At 61.7% G+C, this 19048-nt stretch carries 17 protein-coding genes and 4 pseudogenes; 10 read left to right on the forward strand and 11 right to left on the reverse strand.

Annotated elements, in window-relative coordinates; all coding sequences use genetic code 11:
* The first annotated feature begins 107 nt into the window (after window positions 1-107).
* From ACZ1HK_RS05620 to ACZ1HK_RS05630, 3 genes are read left to right on the forward strand one after another with little or no spacing between them, the layout of a single operon-like run.
* Entirely contained in the window at window positions 108-887 is a 780-nt protein-coding gene (locus ACZ1HK_RS05620; RefSeq protein ID WP_472627831.1) for a 4Fe-4S dicluster domain-containing protein, read from the forward strand.
* Between the two features lie 3 nt (window positions 888-890).
* Entirely contained in the window at window positions 891-1766 is an 876-nt protein-coding gene (locus ACZ1HK_RS05625; protein WP_472627832.1) for a dimethyl sulfoxide reductase anchor subunit family protein, read from the forward strand.
* A gap of 17 nt (window positions 1767-1783) precedes the next feature.
* On the forward strand, window positions 1784-2233 hold the full coding sequence (locus tag ACZ1HK_RS05630) for a hypothetical protein (protein WP_472627833.1): 450 nt from the start codon (window positions 1784-1786) through the stop codon (window positions 2231-2233).
* A gap of 43 nt (window positions 2234-2276) precedes the next feature.
* Here the strand turns inward: ACZ1HK_RS05630 and ACZ1HK_RS05635 are convergent, their stop codons facing one another.
* Window positions 2277-2717 carry a DMP19 family protein gene (locus tag ACZ1HK_RS05635; RefSeq protein ID WP_472627834.1) on the reverse strand — a complete coding sequence of 147 codons (441 nt, stop codon included), beginning with the start codon at window positions 2715-2717 and terminating at the stop codon, window positions 2277-2279.
* Window positions 2718-2827: 110 nt separating this feature from the next.
* Between ACZ1HK_RS05635 and ACZ1HK_RS05640 the strand changes: the two genes are divergently transcribed.
* Window positions 2828-3292: a DUF2059 domain-containing protein gene (locus tag ACZ1HK_RS05640; RefSeq protein ID WP_472627835.1), complete on the forward strand. Its 465-nt coding sequence runs from the start codon at window positions 2828-2830 to the stop codon at window positions 3290-3292.
* Window positions 3293-3308: 16 nt separating this feature from the next.
* Here ACZ1HK_RS05640 and ACZ1HK_RS05645 read toward each other — a convergent pair whose 3' ends face one another.
* The 6 genes and pseudogenes from ACZ1HK_RS05645 to ACZ1HK_RS05670 form a co-directional block, all read right to left on the reverse strand.
* Window positions 3309-3656, reverse strand: a complete 348-nt coding sequence (locus ACZ1HK_RS05645; protein ID WP_472627836.1) for a glyoxalase superfamily protein — start codon at window positions 3654-3656, stop codon at window positions 3309-3311.
* Between the two features lie 103 nt (window positions 3657-3759).
* Window positions 3760-4533 carry a 5-deoxy-glucuronate isomerase gene (gene iolB, locus ACZ1HK_RS05650; protein ID WP_472627837.1) on the reverse strand — a complete coding sequence of 258 codons (774 nt, stop codon included), beginning with the start codon at window positions 4531-4533 and terminating at the stop codon, window positions 3760-3762.
* Complete coding sequence (locus ACZ1HK_RS05655) at window positions 4530-5714, reverse strand: phytanoyl-CoA dioxygenase family protein (RefSeq protein ID WP_472627838.1); 1185 nt, start codon at window positions 5712-5714, stop codon at window positions 4530-4532. Before ACZ1HK_RS05655 ends, iolB begins: the two co-directional genes overlap by 4 nt.
* 11 nt (window positions 5715-5725) lie before the next feature.
* Window positions 5726-6493 (reverse strand): ATP-binding cassette domain-containing protein, encoded by a 768-nt coding sequence (locus ACZ1HK_RS05660; protein WP_472627891.1) that lies wholly within the window; start codon window positions 6491-6493, stop codon window positions 5726-5728.
* Window positions 6494-6502: 9 nt separating this feature from the next.
* Window positions 6503-7620: pseudogene (locus tag ACZ1HK_RS05665) on the reverse strand (ABC transporter permease); the annotation flags it as partial.
* Between the two features lie 151 nt (window positions 7621-7771).
* Window positions 7772-8722, reverse strand: coding sequence for a sugar ABC transporter substrate-binding protein (locus ACZ1HK_RS05670; protein ID WP_472627839.1), 951 nt, complete (start codon window positions 8720-8722; stop codon window positions 7772-7774).
* Between the two features lie 167 nt (window positions 8723-8889).
* Between ACZ1HK_RS05670 and ACZ1HK_RS05675 the strand changes: the two genes are divergently transcribed.
* Window positions 8890-9891, forward strand: a complete 1002-nt coding sequence (locus ACZ1HK_RS05675) for a LacI family DNA-binding transcriptional regulator (protein WP_472627840.1) — start codon at window positions 8890-8892, stop codon at window positions 9889-9891.
* 123 nt (window positions 9892-10014) lie between these two features.
* Here ACZ1HK_RS05675 and ACZ1HK_RS05680 read toward each other — a convergent pair.
* The 3 genes and pseudogenes from ACZ1HK_RS05680 to ACZ1HK_RS05690 all read right to left on the reverse strand — a co-directional run bounded on the left by ACZ1HK_RS05680 (window position 10015) and on the right by ACZ1HK_RS05690 (window position 13173).
* Window positions 10015-11147 (reverse strand): annotated as a pseudogene (locus tag ACZ1HK_RS05680) (Gfo/Idh/MocA family protein).
* Between the two features lie 20 nt (window positions 11148-11167).
* Window positions 11168-12058, reverse strand: coding sequence for a sugar phosphate isomerase/epimerase family protein (locus ACZ1HK_RS05685; RefSeq protein WP_472627841.1), 891 nt, complete (start codon window positions 12056-12058; stop codon window positions 11168-11170).
* A gap of 11 nt (window positions 12059-12069) precedes the next feature.
* Window positions 12070-13173, reverse strand: a complete 1104-nt coding sequence (locus ACZ1HK_RS05690) for a Gfo/Idh/MocA family protein (RefSeq protein WP_472627842.1) — start codon at window positions 13171-13173, stop codon at window positions 12070-12072.
* 124 nt (window positions 13174-13297) lie between these two features.
* Between ACZ1HK_RS05690 and iolD the strand changes: the two genes are divergently transcribed.
* From iolD to iolG, 5 genes and pseudogenes are all read left to right on the forward strand, one after another.
* A complete protein-coding gene (gene iolD / locus ACZ1HK_RS05695) occupies window positions 13298-15169 on the forward strand; it encodes a 3D-(3,5/4)-trihydroxycyclohexane-1,2-dione acylhydrolase (decyclizing) (protein WP_472627843.1) in 1872 nt (623 codons plus the stop codon).
* A 5-nt stretch (window positions 15170-15174) separates the two neighbouring features.
* On the forward strand, window positions 15175-16152 hold the full coding sequence (gene iolC, locus ACZ1HK_RS05700; protein ID WP_472627892.1) for a 5-dehydro-2-deoxygluconokinase: 978 nt from the start codon (window positions 15175-15177) through the stop codon (window positions 16150-16152).
* A 14-nt stretch (window positions 16153-16166) separates the two neighbouring features.
* On the forward strand, window positions 16167-17006 hold the full coding sequence (locus ACZ1HK_RS05705) for a 5-deoxy-glucuronate isomerase (RefSeq protein ID WP_472627844.1): 840 nt from the start codon (window positions 16167-16169) through the stop codon (window positions 17004-17006).
* Window positions 17003-17846 (forward strand): annotated as a pseudogene (locus tag ACZ1HK_RS05710) (class II fructose-bisphosphate aldolase). Before ACZ1HK_RS05705 ends, ACZ1HK_RS05710 begins: the two are co-directional and overlap by 4 nt.
* Window positions 17843-18828: pseudogene (gene iolG, locus ACZ1HK_RS05715) on the forward strand (inositol 2-dehydrogenase). Before ACZ1HK_RS05710 ends, iolG begins: the two co-directional pseudogenes overlap by 4 nt.
* Here the strand turns inward: iolG and ACZ1HK_RS05720 are convergent.
* The gene (locus tag ACZ1HK_RS05720; protein ID WP_472627845.1) at window positions 18825-19025 is read right to left on the reverse strand and encodes a hypothetical protein; all 201 of its coding nucleotides are present in this window, start codon (window positions 19023-19025) and stop codon (window positions 18825-18827) included. The pseudogene iolG and the gene ACZ1HK_RS05720 overlap by 4 nt on opposite strands.
* Between the last annotated feature and the right edge of the window lie 23 nt (window positions 19026-19048).

Raw genomic sequence — 19048 nt, forward strand, 5'->3', positions numbered from 1 at the left:
CCCCACTTCCTTGTTTCAAAAATACCTCGGGGGGTCCGGGGGCAGCGCCCCCGGCTGGTCGACGCGCGAAAGCGCGGTGAAATCCCCCTCTCAGCCAGGCCAAACGCATGACCCAGCTTCCCACCTCGACCCAAAAGAAACTCGGCCTTGTGATCGACCTCGACACCTGCGTCGGGTGCCATGCCTGCGTGATCTCGTGCAAAGGCTGGAACACCGAAAATTACGGCGCGCCGCTGTCGGATCAGGACGCTTACGGTGAAAACCCGTCTGGCACCTTCCTCAACCGCGTGCACTCCTACTCGGTCCAGCCCTTGGCCACCTCCGCCAAGCCGCATCCAGCGGCGCAAACCATCCACTTTCCAAAATCCTGCCTGCATTGCGAAGACGCGCCTTGCGTTACCGTTTGTCCCACTGGCGCCAGCTACAAACGCGAGGAAGACGGCATCGTTTTGGTCAACGAGAAAGACTGCATCGGCTGCGGCCTCTGCGCCTGGGCCTGTCCCTACGGCGCGCGGGAGCTCGACCAGGACGAAGGCGTGATGAAGAAATGCACCCTCTGCGTCGACCGCATCTATAACGAAAACCTGCCTGAGATCGACCGCACCCCCTCCTGCGTGCGCACCTGCCCGGCAGGCGCGCGCCATTTCGGCGATCTGGGTGACCCCGACAGCGACGTCAGCCAATTGGTCGCCGAACGCGGCGGCATGGACCTGATGCCCGAACAAGGCACCAAGCCCGTCAACAAATACCTGCCCCCGCGCCCCAAGGATGGCCTGCCCGAATTCGACGTCCTCGCGCCGTATCTGAAGCCCGTGGCCGAGAACCCCGGCGGCTTCATCGGCTGGCTCGACAAGGCGCTCGACAAACTACCTTCGAAAGGAGCCTGAACCATGCATCCAGCTCCTTCCGTCATCATCTTCACCACCCTCTCGGGCCTGGGCTTCGGCCTCCTGACCTTCCTCGGCCTTGGCTATCCGCAGGTCACAGGCTGGACGGCCTTCTGGTTCTTCGCCATTGGCTATGTGCTGGCGGTCGGCGGCCTGATCTCGTCGACCTTCCACCTCGGCCACCCCGAACGCGCCTGGAAAGCCTTCAGCCAATGGAAAACCTCCTGGCTTTCCCGCGAAGGCATCTGCGCCGTCGCGGCCTTGCTGGTCATGGCACTTTTCGGCGCCGGTCTGGTGTTTTTCGACACCGCCTGGCAGCCGCTCGGCTATCTCGGGGCGCTTCTGTCGATCGGCACCGTTTTCACCACCTCGATGATCTATGCCCAGATGAAGACCGTGCCACGCTGGCACTCGCCCCTGACACCGCTGAAGTTCCTGGCCCTGTCGCTGGCCGGCGGCGCGCTTCTGTCCGGCCAGATCACTGCTGCGGCCGTCCTTTTGATGATCGCCACCGTCATCACGCTCTTGTCCTGGTTCCAGGGCGATCAGGCCTTCGCCGCCTCAGGCACCGATCTTCAGACCGCCACCGGTCTTGGCCGCATCGGCAAGGTCACAGCGTTCGAGCCGCCCCATACCGGCACCAACTACCTGCTGCGCGAATTCGTCCATGTCGTGGGCCGCAAACATGCCCGCAATCTCCGCATCATCGCAGGCCTTCTCGCCTTTGCCATTCCGGTTCTGATCCTCACGGCCCTGCCCTTCAGCCACGTCCTTGCCGTTGTGGCGATCCTCAGCCACATTGCAGGTGTCGCCTGCGCCCGCTGGCTCTTCTTTGCCGAGGCAGAACACGTTGTGGGCCTCTACTACGGCAAACGCTAGGCAAAGGATCAACCCCCGTGCCGCGGACCCGCCTGCTCGGCTACTGGATTGTCTCCCATGACCAGGCCAGCGCCCTGGAGGCCGTACGCATGGCGGGCCTGCCGCTCTTGCTGATGGGGTTCAACCTGCTGGTCCTGGCACTTCTTACGCTCTCCGCAAGCCCATCGCTTGCCGCCTTCGCCCTGGGGCTGCTTGGCGCCGCCCTGGCCTGCATCGTCCTCGCCTTCCGCCTGCGCGGTGGCCATGCCGGCTGGGTGCCCATCGTGGCTTTGCTCTTTGTCACCTACCTCGCCGCCAGCCTTGCGCTCACCATCTTCGCGACCCGCCTGTCGCCGGGCGCCGCCAACATGAGCGGCACAATGATCGTCACGCAGTGGATCATCCCCATCATCTGCTTGATCCTGATCAGCGCAGGCATCCGTGGCTGGCTTTGGCTTCGGGCAAATGGTTTGAAAGCCTCTTTCTAAAGCCCTTTGCGTTTTATCTGAGGCACTCTTATCGCAAAGCGCTCTAAGCCCGGTCTTGCCCACGCTCTGGCAATAGGATCTCGTCCGCATGGCGGCGCAGATGCCCAAGCAGGGCCGTGTCCACACCGCCGTCTAACGCATCAAATGCCCGGTCCGCTTGCGCGCACCCCGCCTCCGACCACGCCGCATTTGACACCTCTCGCAAAACCGCCGACAGCCCCTCCAATCCAACAGCCGCCAAGGCGGTCCCTGTCGCCTGCGCCATGTCCGGCCGCCGGTTCATGCGATACTGCGCATGGCCCCCATTCCACACCTCACCGGTATAGATCAGGATCAACTGAACCTCCCATTCCGGCTTGGCCAGCCCCAACTGTGCCGCCCCTTCCCGGGCGCGGTGCGCCCAAAACCCCGACAAAGTCGCCACAGCCTCCACCGCGTCCTCGGACGTCAAAAGCCTCTCGATAAAGGCCTCACCTATTTGCATTTTGCCCCCAATTGTGCGGCCATCCGCCTTTGGTCCCAGAAATTGAATTGGCAATATCCGCCCGAGGGCCCAGATTACCCTTCAACGCAGCCCCATAAAGGACATCGCCCATGCGCGCACTCGCCTTCGCCACAGCCATCGCCCTCTCTCCCCTGGCCGCCGCCGCCCAATCGGTCGAGGAACTCGCCCGCGACTACGCCGCCCTGCCCGCCGTGCAGGAGATGATGTCCGCCATGTTCTCGCCCGAGGCCTCCGCCGCTCAAATCGCAGCCACCCTGCCGCCGGGCATGGAGCTCACCGAACAGCAGCTCAGCGATCTCGGCACCCTGCTCTCCGAAGAGCTGATCGATTTCCAGCCCCGCCTCGAAGTGCTGATGATCGAAGGCATGATCAACACCTTCACGGTCGAGGAGATGCAGGCGATGATCGAATTCTATTCGTCCGATGTGGGCCGCTCGATCCTGGTGCAGACCCAACCCATGTTCACCTCCATCATGACGCAACTCGCGCCCGAGATGCAGGCCCGCATGATGGGGCGCCAAAACGACATCATGGCCATCATCATGGGCCAATAGGCGCCCGCACGGACCCTCAGAGGTCGTGAAAGAAATGCAGGTGGTGACCGGCCAGGTCGGTCACTGTGAACTGCCGCAGACCCCAGGGCGTGTCCGCCAAGGGCCCGGTGATCGGCGCGCCCCGCGCGACCAGATCATCGTGGACCGCATCGACATCCGCGCAGAAGATCCACAGCACATTGGGCTGAATATCCCCGTCCAATTCGCGCAGAAAGACCGCCGCTTCCCCATGGGCCACACCGCCGATCCGGCCGCCCTCATGGTGCCACTTGATCTCGAACCCCAGAAGATCGCGGTACCAGTCCTGCGCCTCGGGCACGGACCGGACCGGAAGGGCAGCAGTAGGTTGAGAGATCTGGACCATAGGCACAGCCTACGCACGCGCAGCAAATGTGCCAACCTGCAGCACATCCATACGGGACGGTGGGCGGGGCGACGCCGTCAGGCAAGCGTCGGCCAGCGCCCCCTCACATCAAATGCGCGAAATCCGGATGCGCCTCGAACCGCCACTTCCGCAGCGGCCCGGCCATGACGTTCAGATAGTACATCTCCACCCCGTAAGGCGTGCCACACGGATGATGCCCACGCGGTACCAAAACCACGTCGCCATCCGACACCGCCATCGTCTCATCCAACTTGCCGTCCTCGGTGAACACCCGCTGCACGCCAAAGCCCTTGGCCGGGTTCAACCGGTGATAATACGTCTCTTCCAGATAGGTGATGCGCGGAAAATCATCCTCGTCATGGCGGTGCGGCGCGTAGCTGGACCAATGGCCTGCGGGCGTGAACACCTCCGTCACCAGCAAAGACTCCGCCACATCCCGATCCTCCATCGCGATGTTGTGGATGTGGCGCAGGTTCGTCCCCTGCCCCCGATCCACCATCTCGATGCCCTCTGGCCCCAGTGCCTGCGCGGGGCGCGCGCCTGTCCCCGGCGCGGAACACACCGCCAGCACGCAATGGGTCACGGCCTCCACGCGCCATGCGCCCGGCTGATAGGCGCAGGCCGGCGGCGTCTTTTCCCAAACGCTCATCCGCACACCCATCTCGCCCAAGCCATCCACCACGGCGCGGCCCTCGACCAGCACCAGGATCACCTCGCGCCCCGGCTCCCCGCCCGAGGCCACATCCCCGGGCGCCAGATGCCAAACGTCAAAGCCGACATAGCCCCACCCGGCACTGTCCGGCGTGATCGCGTGGACCTTCCCTGCCGTCCCGTTCGGCTTAACCAGCAAACTCATCCCATTGGCCTCCGTGCGACATACGCATCCAGCATTGCATTGAACTGCTCCGGCATCTTTCCCTGCTCGATCGCGCGGTCAAAGAGCTGTGCCATAGTTTCTGGCGCCAGCCCTCCCTTGGGCGGGTCGGTGTCTAGACTGGTGGGAAAGGCATATCCTTCCAAAGCCGAAGGAAGTGCGGCGGCCAATTCATTGCCCAGGTGCAGATGCGTCGCCAGCGCCCGCTGATAGACGGGGTAAAGCGCCCGCGCCATGCCCGCGCGATCCACCGCCTCCATCGCACGACCCATGGGCGAAGATACTTGCATCAAGTTCGCCATACGCTGCACATCTTGCGTCCGGTTCTCGCCCGCCCCGTGAAAGAGCGCCGGGTTGAAGAAGATCACATCCCCTTTCTCCAGCGGCAGCTGCACGTGGTGCTCTTCGAAAAAGGCCGCGAAATCCTCGCGGTGATAGGCCAGATAGCCCGGCCCATATCCTTGCGAAAACGGCAGAAGCTTCGTCGGCCCGCTTTCCACCGGCATATCACAATGGGCGATGCCGCCCTGTAGGGTCAGGAAGGGCGAAACAGCATGAACATGCTTGGGAAAATCCTGCGCGGCATCCTTTGACATGAACCCCAGATGATAATCCCGGTGCGCCGTTTGCGCAGCACCACCCGGGCGCACCACATTGACCTGGGCCGTCATCTGGTATCCGGGCCCGCACCACGCCTCGCAAACCGCATCGATGGTCGGGTTCCCGTGATACATCAGGAAGGCCTCCGGATCGGCCAGGCACAGCTTTTCCAGCGCGTTCCAAATCCGCGCATTCGCGCCCGACTTGGCGAAATGGTCGCCCGACCCGCCGCCCTCCTCCGCGATAATCTGCTCGAAGATGGCGCTGACACGGTCGATGACACCGTTCACCGGCTCCACGTCGCGGTAGCTGTTCTTCAGCACCATCGCACCGGGGCCGTCTTTCAGCACCCAGATCCATTCGCTCATCAACGCCCAGCGGTCATATTCCATGAGCGTCGGACGCAGCGCCTCCATGTCGTAGACCGGAATACGCTCACGAATGTCTTGCGTATGGGTTATGGCACCCTCAGGGATCGCCCGCCCGACCGCCTCGGCAAAGGCGTCGAGCGAGACATCTTCATCGCTATACCAGGCAAGCTGCGGCCCACCTGGATCCCGCATCCGGGGCCCCATCAGACGGTCCCGCCCAGCGAGCCCTCCAACTGCGCCATCTCCTGCCCACCGGCCATAAGATCCTGCAACTCTTCCGGCGTGATCTCACCACGCGCCGCAGTGCCGAGCGTCTGGCCGCGGTTGAGCACCGTGAACCGGTCCCCCACCGCCATGGCGTGGCGCACGTTGTGGGTGATGAACACCACCCCGATGCCCGCCTTCCGGACCCGGTCCACCGTGGCCAGAACGTTCGAGGTCTGCCGCACCCCAAGGGCCGAGGTCGGCTCGTCCAAAATCAGAACTTTCGCCCCAAAATAGACCGCCCGCGCAATGGCCACCGTCTGACGTTCCCCGCCCGAAAGCGTGCCCACCGCCTGATCAGGCGAGCGCAGGTTGATGCCCATCTTCTTCATCTCCGACATCGTCGTGGAATTCGCCTTGTCGAAGTCGATGAACAAACCCTTCTTCGGCTCCCGCCCCATCCAGAAGTTGCGCGTCACCGACATCAGCGGGATCATCGCAAGATCCTGATAAACCGTCGCAATCCCCGCCTCCATCGCGTCGCGAGGGCTGTTGAAGTTCATCGTTTTGCCCTCGAACATGATCTCGCCCGAGGTCGGCTTGTGCACGCCCGACATGGTCTTGATGAAGGTCGACTTGCCCGCGCCGTTGTCGCCCAGAAGGCAATGGCATTCGCCCGCCTTCACGTCGAACGACACACCGTTCAGGGCAATCACAGGGCCGAAGTGCTTCTTGATATCGACCATTTTTACGATTGGGTCAGACATATCAACGCTCCCCGTGATGATGCGTCGCACATAGGTGTTCAGGATCACCGCAAAGAGCAGGATCACGCCGAGGAACACGCGGAACAGCGAGTTCTCAACGCCCGCAAAGAACAGGCCCTGCTGCACCACGCCGAAAATGATTGCCCCCAAGGCCGCGCCCACGACCGAGCCATATCCGCCCGTCAGAAGCGCGCCGCCGATCACCACCGCGATGATCGCCTCAAACTCCTTCAGGATACCCCGGTCCGCCGCCGCCGTGCCGAATTCAAACACCTGGCAGCAGGCGAAGATCGTGGAGCAGAAGGCCGTCACCATGAACATGGAGATCTTCACCCGATCCACCGGAACGCCGACATAGCGCGCCGCCTGCGCATCGCCGCCTGCCGCAAAATCCAGTTGCCGTAGCGCGTGCGCGTCAAAATCGTGTGGCCCACGACCACAAGGATCAGCGCCCAGACAATCAGCATCGGAATGCCCGTCACCACGGGCTCCCCTTCCCGCGTGCCCCGAGTGAAGGTCTCGATCCAGCCCCAATCTGCGAACTTCACGAACAGCCATTGCATGATGTCCGCGCTGAAGATCGATGCCAACCAATCGCCTTCCGCCGCATCCTCGATGCCGCCGATGATTGTGCGGCTTTCCACCGTTTGCGGAATGAAGATCGTGAAGCCACGCAGGATGAAAAGGAAAGCCAGCGTCACGATGAAACTCGGCAACCCGGTGCGCACCACGATCAATCCGTTGATCGCCCCGATGCCGATGCAGATGACGAAGGTGATCAGGATGGCAATCCACATCGGAAAGCCCCAGACCACGCCGAACATCGCGATGGAGATACCCGCAAAGCCGATCATCGAGCCAACCGAAAGGTCGAACTCACCAGCCACCATCAACATGCAGGCGCCCACGGCGATGATCATGAACTGCGCCGAAACCTGGCTCCAGTTCAGGATGCCCTGCGGGTTGAACATGCCGCTGTCCCCGGCAAGGATTCCGAAGAAAACGAACACGGTGATCACACCGACGATCCCGCCCAATTCCGGCCGGATCAACCATTGGCGTAGTCCCCCGATCTCCTTGATTCTTTCGTCGTCTTGTCCGCCCGCTGCAGGCTGCGTCTCCGACATGTGCCCCTCCCGTGTATACGTGTCGTCTCACTCAAGCGTCTCTAGGAAAGCCCCGCACAACAGGGCCTTTCGAAATCCGCCGTTGAAAAAGGGCAGGCAACGTTTCCGCCGCCTGCCCCGATGCTCACGCGATCACATGGACCGCGTCGCCTCAGCGGAACTCGCCGGCCAGGGCTTCCACCAGCTCAAGGCCGTCAGCGGTGATGAAACCGGGGCCCGAGTTGATGTTGTTGCCCGGCAGCACGCCGTAGCGGTGATAGTTGGTCAGAACCACAACCGGCAGATAGGCCTGCAGGAACGGCTGCTGGTCGATGCCCCACTGGATCACGCCGTCGCGGATACCCGCCACGATGTTCTCACCCAGATCGAACGTGCCGAAGTAGATGTCGCCCGCAAGGCCCATCTCTTCCAGCGCCAGGATCGTCGGGTCAGCCGAGGTCGGCCCGAGGGTCAGGATGCCGTCGGTTTCAGGGTTGGCGTTCAGATAGGCGATAACCCGGTTCTGGATCTCAGCAGGGTCCTGGCCCGCATCGATCATGCTGTCGCCCAGTTCCACACCCAGACCATCCGCAAAGCCCGAGCAACGCTCAGCCACAACAGGGTTGGAGATGACGTGGTTCACACACAGGAAGCTGGTAACACCGTCACCTGCCGCGCGCAGACCAGCGGCATAACCTGCGTCATATTCAGGCTGGCCAACATACATCAGCGCACCCACTTCGCGCGCCTGTTCAGGCGTGCCGGAGTTCATGATGATGACATCGATGCCTGCATCCACAGCGGCACTGATCGAGTCGCCCAGAACGTCTGGGTCAGCCAGCGTCGTGATGATGCCGTCGGGGCCGGAGGCCGCCGCCTGCTCGATGATGCGCGCCATGTCGGCAATGTCACCGGTGGGCGGGTTACGATATTCGACTTCGACGCCCATCTGCTCGCCCGCAAGGCTCAGCGCGTTGCGGATCGTGTTCCACCAGCTGTCGCTGTCAGGGGCGTGGCTGACAAGAATGTAGCGCTCGCCACCCTGGTGGCCGTCGGCGGCCGCCATGAACGGCGTGGCTGCGACGAGTGCCGCTGCGGCGACCGTCTTCAAAAGTGATTTCATGATGTCCTCCCATTGGATCTTACGGCGGATCACACGTCCGGAGGCCCGCCTTGGCAAAACCGTAGCGGCGATTCTGATTCATTGCAACCGGTTGCAAAATGCGATTTACTCTTCGTTAGGAAATGGCCCATAACGGGCTGAATTTATTTGCAAAGGAAACGGTTCCCGTGGGCGTGACATTGAAGGACGTGGCCGAAAAAGCCGGGGTTTCCACCTCTGCCGTGTCGCGCACCTTCACCGAAGGGGCCTCCGTCTCGCCCAAGACCCGCGCCAAGGTCGAACGCGCCGCAGATGCGCTTGGCTATTCGCCCAACGCGCTCGCCTCCAGCCTGACGACCGGGCGCACCAAGCTTATCGGGCTGGTGTCCAACAACTTCCACAACCCCCTGTTTCTTGAGGTCTTCGACCGCTTCACACGCGGCCTGCAGGATCGCGGCCTGCGCCCGCTTCTGGTCAATCTCCGCGTCGATGAAACCGACCCACAGGGCTCGGTCCGGATGCTCAAGCAATATTCCGTGGATGGCGCGATTGTCGCCTCCTCCACGCTCCCTCCCGCCTTCGCTGAAGCCTACCGCGCCGCCGGCATTCCCGTCGTGAACTCCTTCGGGCGCTTCACCACTGCGCCGCAGGTCCATGTGGTTGGCATCGACAACGTCGCCTGCGGGCGCATGGCCGGCGAAACCCTGATCGCGCGCGGCTACAAACGGGTGGCGTTTCTGGGCGGCCCGGAACAGGCCACCTCCACACAGGATCGCGCGCTCGGCTTCATGGCCGCCCTGCGCGAGCATCCAGAGATTGAGGTGACGTCCAGCTACGCCGCCGCCTATTCTTTCGATGCGGGCCGGGTCGAGATGACGAAGCTCCTGATGGCCGATCCGGCGGAGGCTTACTTTTGCGGCGACGATGTGCTGTCCATCGGCGCGCTCAGCGCCGTGCAAGAGGCCGGGCTGACCTGCCCCGATAATATCGGCATCATCGGTTTGAACGACATGCAGATGTCGGGCTGGCAGAACATCAACCTCACAACGATCCGACAGCCGGTGGCCGAGATCATCGGGGCGTCCATCGACCTGGTGATCGGCACCGTTGAGGACCCCAAACGCCACCCGGAAACCCGGCTGTTTCCCTGCCGCGTGATCGAGCGCGGCACACTCCGCCCCCAAAGGTAAAATGCGTTCATTTGGACGCATCCAAGCGCGTTCAACTGAACGGATCGAATTCTGCTCAGCTGAACGCAGTTTTTGCGGGAAAACGCGTTCAATTGAACGCATCTCCGTTCATCTGAGCAGATATCAGCGAAACATCGGCGGCCGCGCATCGACCCACGCACCGCGCTCCTTCGCTGAGGCCACGGCCCCATAGACTGCCGCCATCGAACGCACCCCATCCGCCGCCGTCGGATAGGCTCCATGCGCCTCTCCCCGGATCGCAGCCGCCAGGTCCACGTAGATATTCGCAACCGCCAAAGGAAAGCCTTCAGGATGCGCAATTGCGACCCGCGAAAGTCGTTGCGCCTCGTCCGAAAGGCCCGCTTCGCCCTTCTCCATTATTTGCGTCCTGCCGCCCACCGGCGTGTAAAGAACCTGGTTCGGCTGTTCACTCGCCCACCGGAATCCTCCCGTCTCTCCAAAGACTTGGATGTCAAATCCGTGCTGCCGCCCAATCGCGACAGAGCTTGTCCAAAGCCGCCCGACCGTGCCGCCTTCCATGCGGAAATTGACCATCGCGTCGTCTTCCAAGGTACGGCTTGGAATGGTGCTGGCAAAATCCGCTGACAGCTCCCGCACCTCGTCGCCTACGATGAACGACGCCATGTGCAGCGCATGGATCCCGCAATCGGCAAACTGCCCCGAGACCCCCGCCATCGCCGGATCATACCGCCAGCGCACGCGCGGATTGTCCGCATCCGTCGCATCGCCATGATGCCCGTGGCTGAAAGAGGTCACCACAAGCCGGATTTTTCCAATAAATCCGGCACTTACAAGGTGTTTCATCTCCCGCACCATCGGATAGGCCGAGTAGCAATAATTCACCGCACAGATGCGGCCAGAGGCCTCCGCGATCTTCACGATCTCCTCACCTTCCTCCACCGTCATCGTCATCGGCTTTTCGCACAAGACGTTGAAACCGCTCTCTAAAAACGCCTTGGTGATTTCAAAGTGGGTGGAATTCGGCGTCGCCACGGTCACCAGATCAACCCGATCCGCGCGGTCCTTTTCGCCTGCCAGCATCTCCCGCCAATCGCCATAGGCACGATCCTCGGCCACGCCCAAGTGCTGCGCATAGGCCCGCCCCTGTCCGCATCATGGTCTAAAGCCCCGGCAGATAAGACAAAATTCCCATCCGCCTGCGCCCCCAACCGATGCGCTGGCCCGATCTGGCTGCCCTCACCGCCGCCAACCATGCCCCATTGCAAACGTGCCATCTCTCGTCTCCCGCGACGGGTTAAAACCCGATTGATTCCAAATATTTGCGGTTTGCGACCGCATCATCCATGGGCCGCACATCCAGCGTTGGGTCGCAATCCTGCTCCACCGTGCACCACCCTTCAAACCCTGCATCCAGCAACACCTGCCTGACACTCGGGAAATCCACGTCGCCCTGGCCCAGATTGCAGAAAATGCCCTGCCCGCAGGCCTCATAGAAACCAGTGCTCTTGGCGATGACATCCGCTTTAACAACCGGATCTATATCTTTGAAATGCATATAGGAAATGCGATCGATATGCCGCTTCATGAAGGCCACCGGATCGAACCCTGCATAGGAGTGATGGCCCGTGTCGAAGCAGATTTTGAGGATGTCGTCAGACACTTCATCCAAAAGCCGCTCAAGCTCCGGCTCAAAGTCCATGAAACCCGCCGCATGTGCGTGGATCCCCACGGTGAGCCCATATTCCTCAGCTCCCATTTTCGCGATCTGCGCGATACGGTCCCGATACGCGGACCATTCCGCCGCATCCATCTGCTCTGCCGCATCCGCCCGGCCAGCAGTCGGGGCGCGACGTGGAGAGATTGAGTCAATCAAAACAAGATGTTGCGCGCCATGCGCGGCAAGGGCCCTGCAAGTCCGCACGGACCCGTCGAGCACATCGTCCCACGCCGCCGGATCATGGAACGGGCGAAAGACAACGCCGCCGATCAGCTCCAGGTCATGCTCGGCCAATGCCTCTCCAAGCTCTGCCGGATCTTCCGGCATGAAACCGACAGGGCCCAATTCAATACCCGTATAGCCGGCCTCAGCATTCTCCTTCAGAACTGTGCGCCAGGCCGGGTTTCGCGGATCACCCGCGAATTCCACGCCCCAGGAACAGGGCGCATTTCCGATACGAATAGTCATGATTTTCCCTTTCAGATCTGAGGGATAGAGACCCAGCCACCCGTCTCGGCAGCGGTGAAAGCGGTGTCGATGATGCGGCTGACCTCCAGCCCATCGCGGAAGGTCGGCCAAATGGCATCGCCCGTCTCGATGGCGCGCAAAAAGTCCCGCGCCTCGATGATGATCTGATCCTGATAACCCGTCCCGTGCCCCGGCCCCTGGCAGAACGGCAGGTAATCGGGATGTTCCGGCCCGGTTAGGATCTTGGTGAACCCGCGCACCGCTTCAGGCCCGTCGGCTCGGTAGAGATGGACCGCGTTCTGATCTTCCTGATCGAAGCGGATGGAGCCTTTTGTGCCATGAATTTCATAGGCATAGCCCATCTTGCGTCCGGTCGCGACACGGCTGAAATACAGGTGCCCCATCGCCCCGGACGCAAAGCGGACCATCATTTGGCCGTGGTCGTCATTGTCTACAACGCCTCCGGGGCGGGTCGCATGGACCGTGTCGATGCGCGCTGAAACCTCCGCCATCGGTCCCATGAGCGCGAGCGCACAATTGATCATGTGGGGCGAGAGATCGCCCATACATCCATTCGCACGGCCCGTGGTCCGCCACGTCGCCGGGAGGGTCGGATCTGCGAGGAAATCCTCGGTATGCTCGCCCCGGAACCAGGTCACCTCGCCGATCTCACCGGATGAAAGAAGCTTGCGCACCAGTTGCGTGGCGGGCGTGCGGACGTAGTTGAACCCGATCATGTTCGGCAATCCGCTGGCCTCAGCCGCCGCGACCATCGCCTGTGCATCCTCCAAGGATGCGCCAAGGGGCTTTTCACAAAACACCGGTTTTCCAGCTGCAAAAGCGGCCTCTGCAATCGCACGGTGCGTGGTCTGGGGGGAGGCGATGACAATTGCATCGACAGGCGGATCGGCCACGACGTTGCGCCAATCCCCGGTACCACGGGCAGATCCATAGGCCGCCCGGTAGCGCTCGGCAGAGGCGTCGGACGAGGCGGCGAGCATCTCAAGCCGTGGGCGAAGGGCGGTGTCGAACACAGCCCCCACTGCGGCCATGGCCACAGCATGGGCCTTACCCATATAGCCACCGCCGATCAGACCGATGCCGATCTCTGCCATGGCGCACCCTCCCTTGCTGATGCCTGTTGCAACCGGTTGCAAAACTCGTATCCTGCGAAATGAAGCGACGCAATATCCAATCGACCGGGCCACGCCCGGCTGCGCGAAAAGACGGGGAGAGACCATGACCGCTCAGGGCGAGACCATCCGGCTGACCGTGGCCCAAGCCATTGTGCGCTACCTGATGAACCAGTTCATCGAGATCGATGGAGTGGAAACGCGCATCTGTGGTGGCGGCTTTGGCATTTTCGGGCACGGCAATGTGCCCTGCCTTGGCGAAGCGCTCTACCCCGTTCAAGATGAACTGCCGCTGTACCGCGGGCAAAACGAGCAGAGCATGGGCTTTGCTGCGGCGGCTTACGCAAAATACCACCTACGTCGTCGGTTCATGTTCTGCACAGCATCGGCCGGGCCGGGCACAGCCAACCTGTTGACGGCATCCGCCCTCGCCCATGCGAACCGGCTGCCGATGCTGATGCTGTGCGGCGATACCTTTCTGACCCGATTGCCGGACCCGGTGCTGCAACAGCTGGAGCATTTCGGGAACCCGACCTTTGGCGTCAATGATGCGTTCAAGGCCGTGACCCGCTTCTGGGATCGCATTACGCATCCCGCGCAACTGATGCACTCCCTTCCCAACGCCCTCAACACAATGCTGGACTCTGCCGATTGCGGCCCATGCTTTATCGGCCTGCCGCAAGATCTGCAGGGATATGCATATGATTATCCCATGGAATTCTTTGAGCGCCGCGTGCACCGCATCCGGCGCGCCCATCCTGACCCTGTCGAGATTGCGGCGGCGGCCGCGCTTCTGAAATCCGCTAAGCGGCCCGTCATCATCGCCGGCGGTGGCGTGCAATATTCCGGTGCGGTCGAAGCGCTCGGCGCATTTGCTGAGCGGCACGCGATCCCCGTGATCGAGACCATTGCCGGGCGTGCGAATTTGACGGCGGACGATCCACTCAACATCGGACCGGTCGGCGTGACCGGGTCGGACAGCGCAAACTGGACGGCTGAGAAGGCTGACGTGATCCTCGCCGTTGGCACGCGATTGCAGGATTTCACAACCGGGTCGTGGACAGCATTTGCGAAGGACGCGAAAATCATCGGGTTGAACGCGGGCCGGTACGACGCAACCAAGCACTTCAGCCTGCCCATCGTGGGTGACGCACGACAGGGCATTCTCGCTCTGACCGATGCCCTTAACGGGCATGCAGCACCGTCAAGTTGGCTGGCCGATTGCCAGGCCGAGCGACGCAAATGGGATGCCTATGTGGCCGAGAACACCAAGTCAGGGAACGGTGCCAATTCCTACGCACAAGCCATCGGTGCGGTGAACGCCCTTTGCGCGCCGGAAGATCGGGTTGTGGCAGCCGCAGGTGGGCTTCCGGCAGAGGTCACCGCAAACTGGCGCACTTTGTTGCCGGGCACCGTTGATGTGGAGTTCGGATTCAGCTGCATGGGCTATGAAATCGCTGGCGGTTGGGGCGCGCGAATTGCACAATCCGAACGTGAACCCACAGCTGATACTGTCGTTTTTGTGGGTGACGGCAGTTATTTGTTGATGAATTCAGACATTTATTCAAGCGTACTGACGCAAAAGAAGCTGATCATCCTGGTGCTCGACAATGGTGGCTTTGCGGTCATCAACAAGCTGCAGAACAACACCGGAAACCAGAGTTTCAACAACCTGATCAAGGATTGCCCTACGGTTCCGGAAGCCTTCGCGGTAGATTTTGAGGCCCATGCCAAATCCATGGGGGCGGATGCCGTAACAGTGGCCAACGCAGCGGAACTGGGGGAGGCGTTCAAAGAGGCCAAGGCCTCGGACAAAACCAGTGTGATCGTGATGCAGGTCGACCCCTATGACGGCTGGACAACCGAAGGCCACACCTGGTGGGAGGTCGGGACCGCCCAAGTCTCGGACGATCCGAACGTGCGCGAAAAGCATGCGGAATGGGAAGCCGAGCGTGTCAAACAGCGGCAGGGTGTGTGATGGGCGTGGATGTTCTCGGCGGGATCCAAAAGGGACGATTCATCGTCGTTGGCCGCGTCGGAATGGACCTGTCGCCTGTTGACCGCAGCCGCACGGAAGACGCGACCGAGATGATGGTCGCGATGGGTGGATCGAGCGCAAATATCGCCGCCGGTCTGGTCAAATTGGGCCTGTCCGCGGACTTGGTCACTTGCGTGTCGGATGATGCGGTTGGGCGGTACTGCTTGAACCAGTTGGACGCCTACGGCGTGGGTCGGTCGCATGTGCGCACCATTCAAGGGGAAGAACGGACCTCGCTCGCCGTGTACGAGACGCGGGTGGAAAACCATCAATCGGTGATCTACCGCAACAATGCCGCCGATTTTCAGATGTCTTTGGAAGATGTGGAGGCGGTAGACTACGGCGCGTTTTCCGCCCTGATCACCGCAGGCACCGTTTTTGCGGCAGAGCCTTCGCGCAGCGCTGCGTTCCGAGCGTTCGAACTGGCGCGAAAGGCCGGTCTGCCGATTATTTTCGATGTCGATTACCGCCCCTATTCCTGGCCTTCGCCCGAGGTTGCCGCCGATGTTCTATCGCGGGCCGGGGCGATGTCAGACGTGATCGTCGGCAATGATGAAGAGTTTGGCTTCATGGCGGGTGATATTGCCCAAGGCCTTGGGAAAGCACGCGAATTGGCGGGCAGCAACGCCGCCATCGTCGTCTACAAGATGGGGCCACACGGGGCCGTGACCATCGCGGATGGCGAAGAAGTGCGCACCGGCATCTACAAGGTTGAGGCCGTGAAACCCACAGGTGCGGGCGACAGTTTCATGGCGGGTCTGCTGGCCGGATTGGCCGAGAACCGGCCCTTGAAAGAAGCTGTTTTGCGCGGCTCTGCCTGCGCCTCCATCGTAGTCGCGCAACCCGGTTGCGCCCCCGCCATGCCCGATACAGACACGCTCGACCTCTTTCAATCCGAGCATCCCGGCCCAACAGCCGCCTGACCAGGAGCGCGCCCATGCACATCGCCCCACACGACAATCAGAACAAGGCCATCGTTGATGTGGACGATGCCCATGTGCCGCTGACCTATTTCAATATCGTGAAGCTGAAAGCGGGCGAATATTTCGACTATAAGCTGGACGGGTACGAGACCTGCATTGTGCCCGCCACCGGGACCGTTGATGTCGAGGTTGGGGGCAAAACATTCGCCGAGATCGGGAACCGCGGCGCGGATGTATGGGATGGCGATCCGGAAGGGATCTATGTACCGACCGCCACCGGCGCGCGGATCACGGCGCGGACGGATACCGAAACCTTCATCGCGGGGGCCAAGTTCGCCGAAACGTTGGCCCCGTTTGCCGTCCGGTCGCATGAGCTGGATCTGGTGCAATACGGGTCGGACGACACAAAAACGCATCGCAAAATCAAGCACATCCTTGGTGCGGGCCACCATGATCGCGTGGGCCGCCTGCTGGTGTCAGAGCTGTTTACGGTTGGGGCCGGCGGCTGGTCCGGGTTTCCGTCGCACAAGCACGACACGGACCGCCTGCCGGACGAAAGCCGCCACGATGAATGCTACAATTTCCGCTTCAAGCCTGACTACGGCTCGGGCCTGCAAATGCTTCAGCGTGAAGACAACGAGCCCGGTGATGCGTATCACATCATGAACGGCTCCACCGTTCTGATCGACAAGGGCTACCATCCCTGCTGCGCCCTTCCGGGCTATGAGATGTACTATTTCACCATCCTCGGCGGTCTGTCGCAGCGCAGCTTGAAGCAATATTTTCAGCCGACCCATGCAGAGCAACTCCATACCATTCCGGGCATCATGGACATGGTGGCAAAGTTCAAATGACGCTTGCGACGTTGTCTGAGGTTCTTCGGCCCGCGCTGAAGGGGGCATATGCCGTGCCCGGGTTGGTCTGCCTCGGCTGGGAGGATATGCGCGCCTATGTCTTGGCCGCGCAAGCCGAGCGCGCGCCGGTAATCCTGCAAGCGGGCCCATCATGTCGTGAGCACACCCCTGCCCGTTTTGGGCCGGATGTTCCGACATCTGGCGGCGGAGGTCGAGGTGCCGGTCGTGGCGCATCTGGACCACGGCTACACCATGGAAGACTGCGAAGCGGCCCTTGAGGCGGGCTTCACGTCGCTGATGTTTGACGGGTCGCGCAAGCCTTTGGAAGATAACATCAAAGAGACCCAAGCAGTGGCCGAGTTGGCGCATGGCGCAGGCATCTCCGCCGAGGGCGAGATTGGGTTTGTCGGCTATTCAGGCGGCGAAGACAGTGCCGGAACGGACCCCGCCGAAGCCGCGCTCTTTGCGCGTGAGACGGGCGTGGACGCCATGGCAATCAGTGTCGGAAATGTGCACCTGCAACAAGATCATGAAGGCGGTCTGGACGAGGCGCGCATCCGCGCGATTGAGGCCGCAACCGATGTGCCACTGGTGATCCACGGCGGGTCCGGCGTGCCCCATGATCAACGCCTCGCGCTGGCCCAAGGATCGGCCATCTGCAAATTCAACATTGGCACGGAACTGCGCATGGCGTTCGGCGCCGCGCTGCGTGCGGCAGTGAACAAGGATGCGGATCGCTTCGACCGCGTTCAGATCCTGAAAGACACACAAGACCCGGTTATGGAAGCGGCGCGCCTTGCGATCCGGTCCACGGGCGCTTCGGGGAGGGTTCAGGGATGATCCGCATTGGATTGCTGGGATGTGGCCGGATCGGGCAGGTTCATGCCCGTACGCTAAAGGCCATGGATGGCGCACGTATCGTAGCCGTTGCCGACGCGATGCCTGCTGCGGCGCAGTCGTTGGCCGAGGCCACAGGGGCCGAGATGCGCGCGACGGATGCGATCTTGAGCGCCGGAGATATCGACGCGGTTGTCATTGGCACGCCAACGGATACTCATTTTTCGCAGATCGAGGCCGCAACCAAGGCCGGCAAGGCGATCTTTGTGAGAAGCCCGTTGATATGTCCGTCAACAATATCCGCACGTTGATGGCGGATATAGAGGCCGCTGAAGTGCCATTCTTCACCGCCTTCAATCGCCGGTTCGACCCAAATTTCGCAGCGCTTCAGGCGCGTCTGCGCGCGGGTGAGATCGGTGCCGTGGAGCTGATCCAAATCACCTCTCGCGATCCATCCCCGCCGCCCATCGGCTACATCAAGAGCTCGGGCGGGCTTTTCCGGGACATGATGATCCATGATTTCGACATGGCGCGTTTTCTGATGGGGGAAGAGTTCGACAGCGTCCATGCAGTGGGTTCCAGCCTTGTGGATCCTGAGATCGGCAAAGCCGGTGACGTGGATACCGCTGCGGTGACGTTGACCACGGCGTCCGGGCGCATTTGCCAAATCTCAAACTCCCGCCGTGCCGCTTATGGCTATGACCAGCGGATCGAGGTACATTGTGCGGATGGGATGTTGAGGGCCGAGAATATCCTTGAGACCTCGGTGGAAAGCGCCACGGCAGAGGGATTCAAACGCTCCCCCACCCTGCACTTCTTCCTTGAACGGTACGAAGCAGCCTATGCAGCGGAAATGAAGGCATTCATTGCTGCTGTTTCAGCCGGCACGCAGCCCACACCCTCCATCCGTGACGGGCTGCAGGCGCAGATCCTGGCAGATGCGGCCACGCAATCGCGTGAAACCGGGAAGCCCGTGGCGCTTTAACCGTCCTCGGGCGGATCCTTGGGGAAGGCAAAGATCAGGTTGTAGGCGAGGTATCCGCCGATGCCCGCAAAGACGTAGGCCCAGATGTTGTTGCCCTGGCTCATCTCGAAGGTCGCCCACAGGAAACAGACCGCAACAATGGCATAGCGTCGCCAGGCGGGGCGAAAGAAGGGGTGGGTCGGGTCGAGCAGTTTCATGGCCCCGTGGCTACCCCGCTTGT

It is taken from the genome of Gymnodinialimonas sp. JB5-7, from assembly GCF_055693405.1.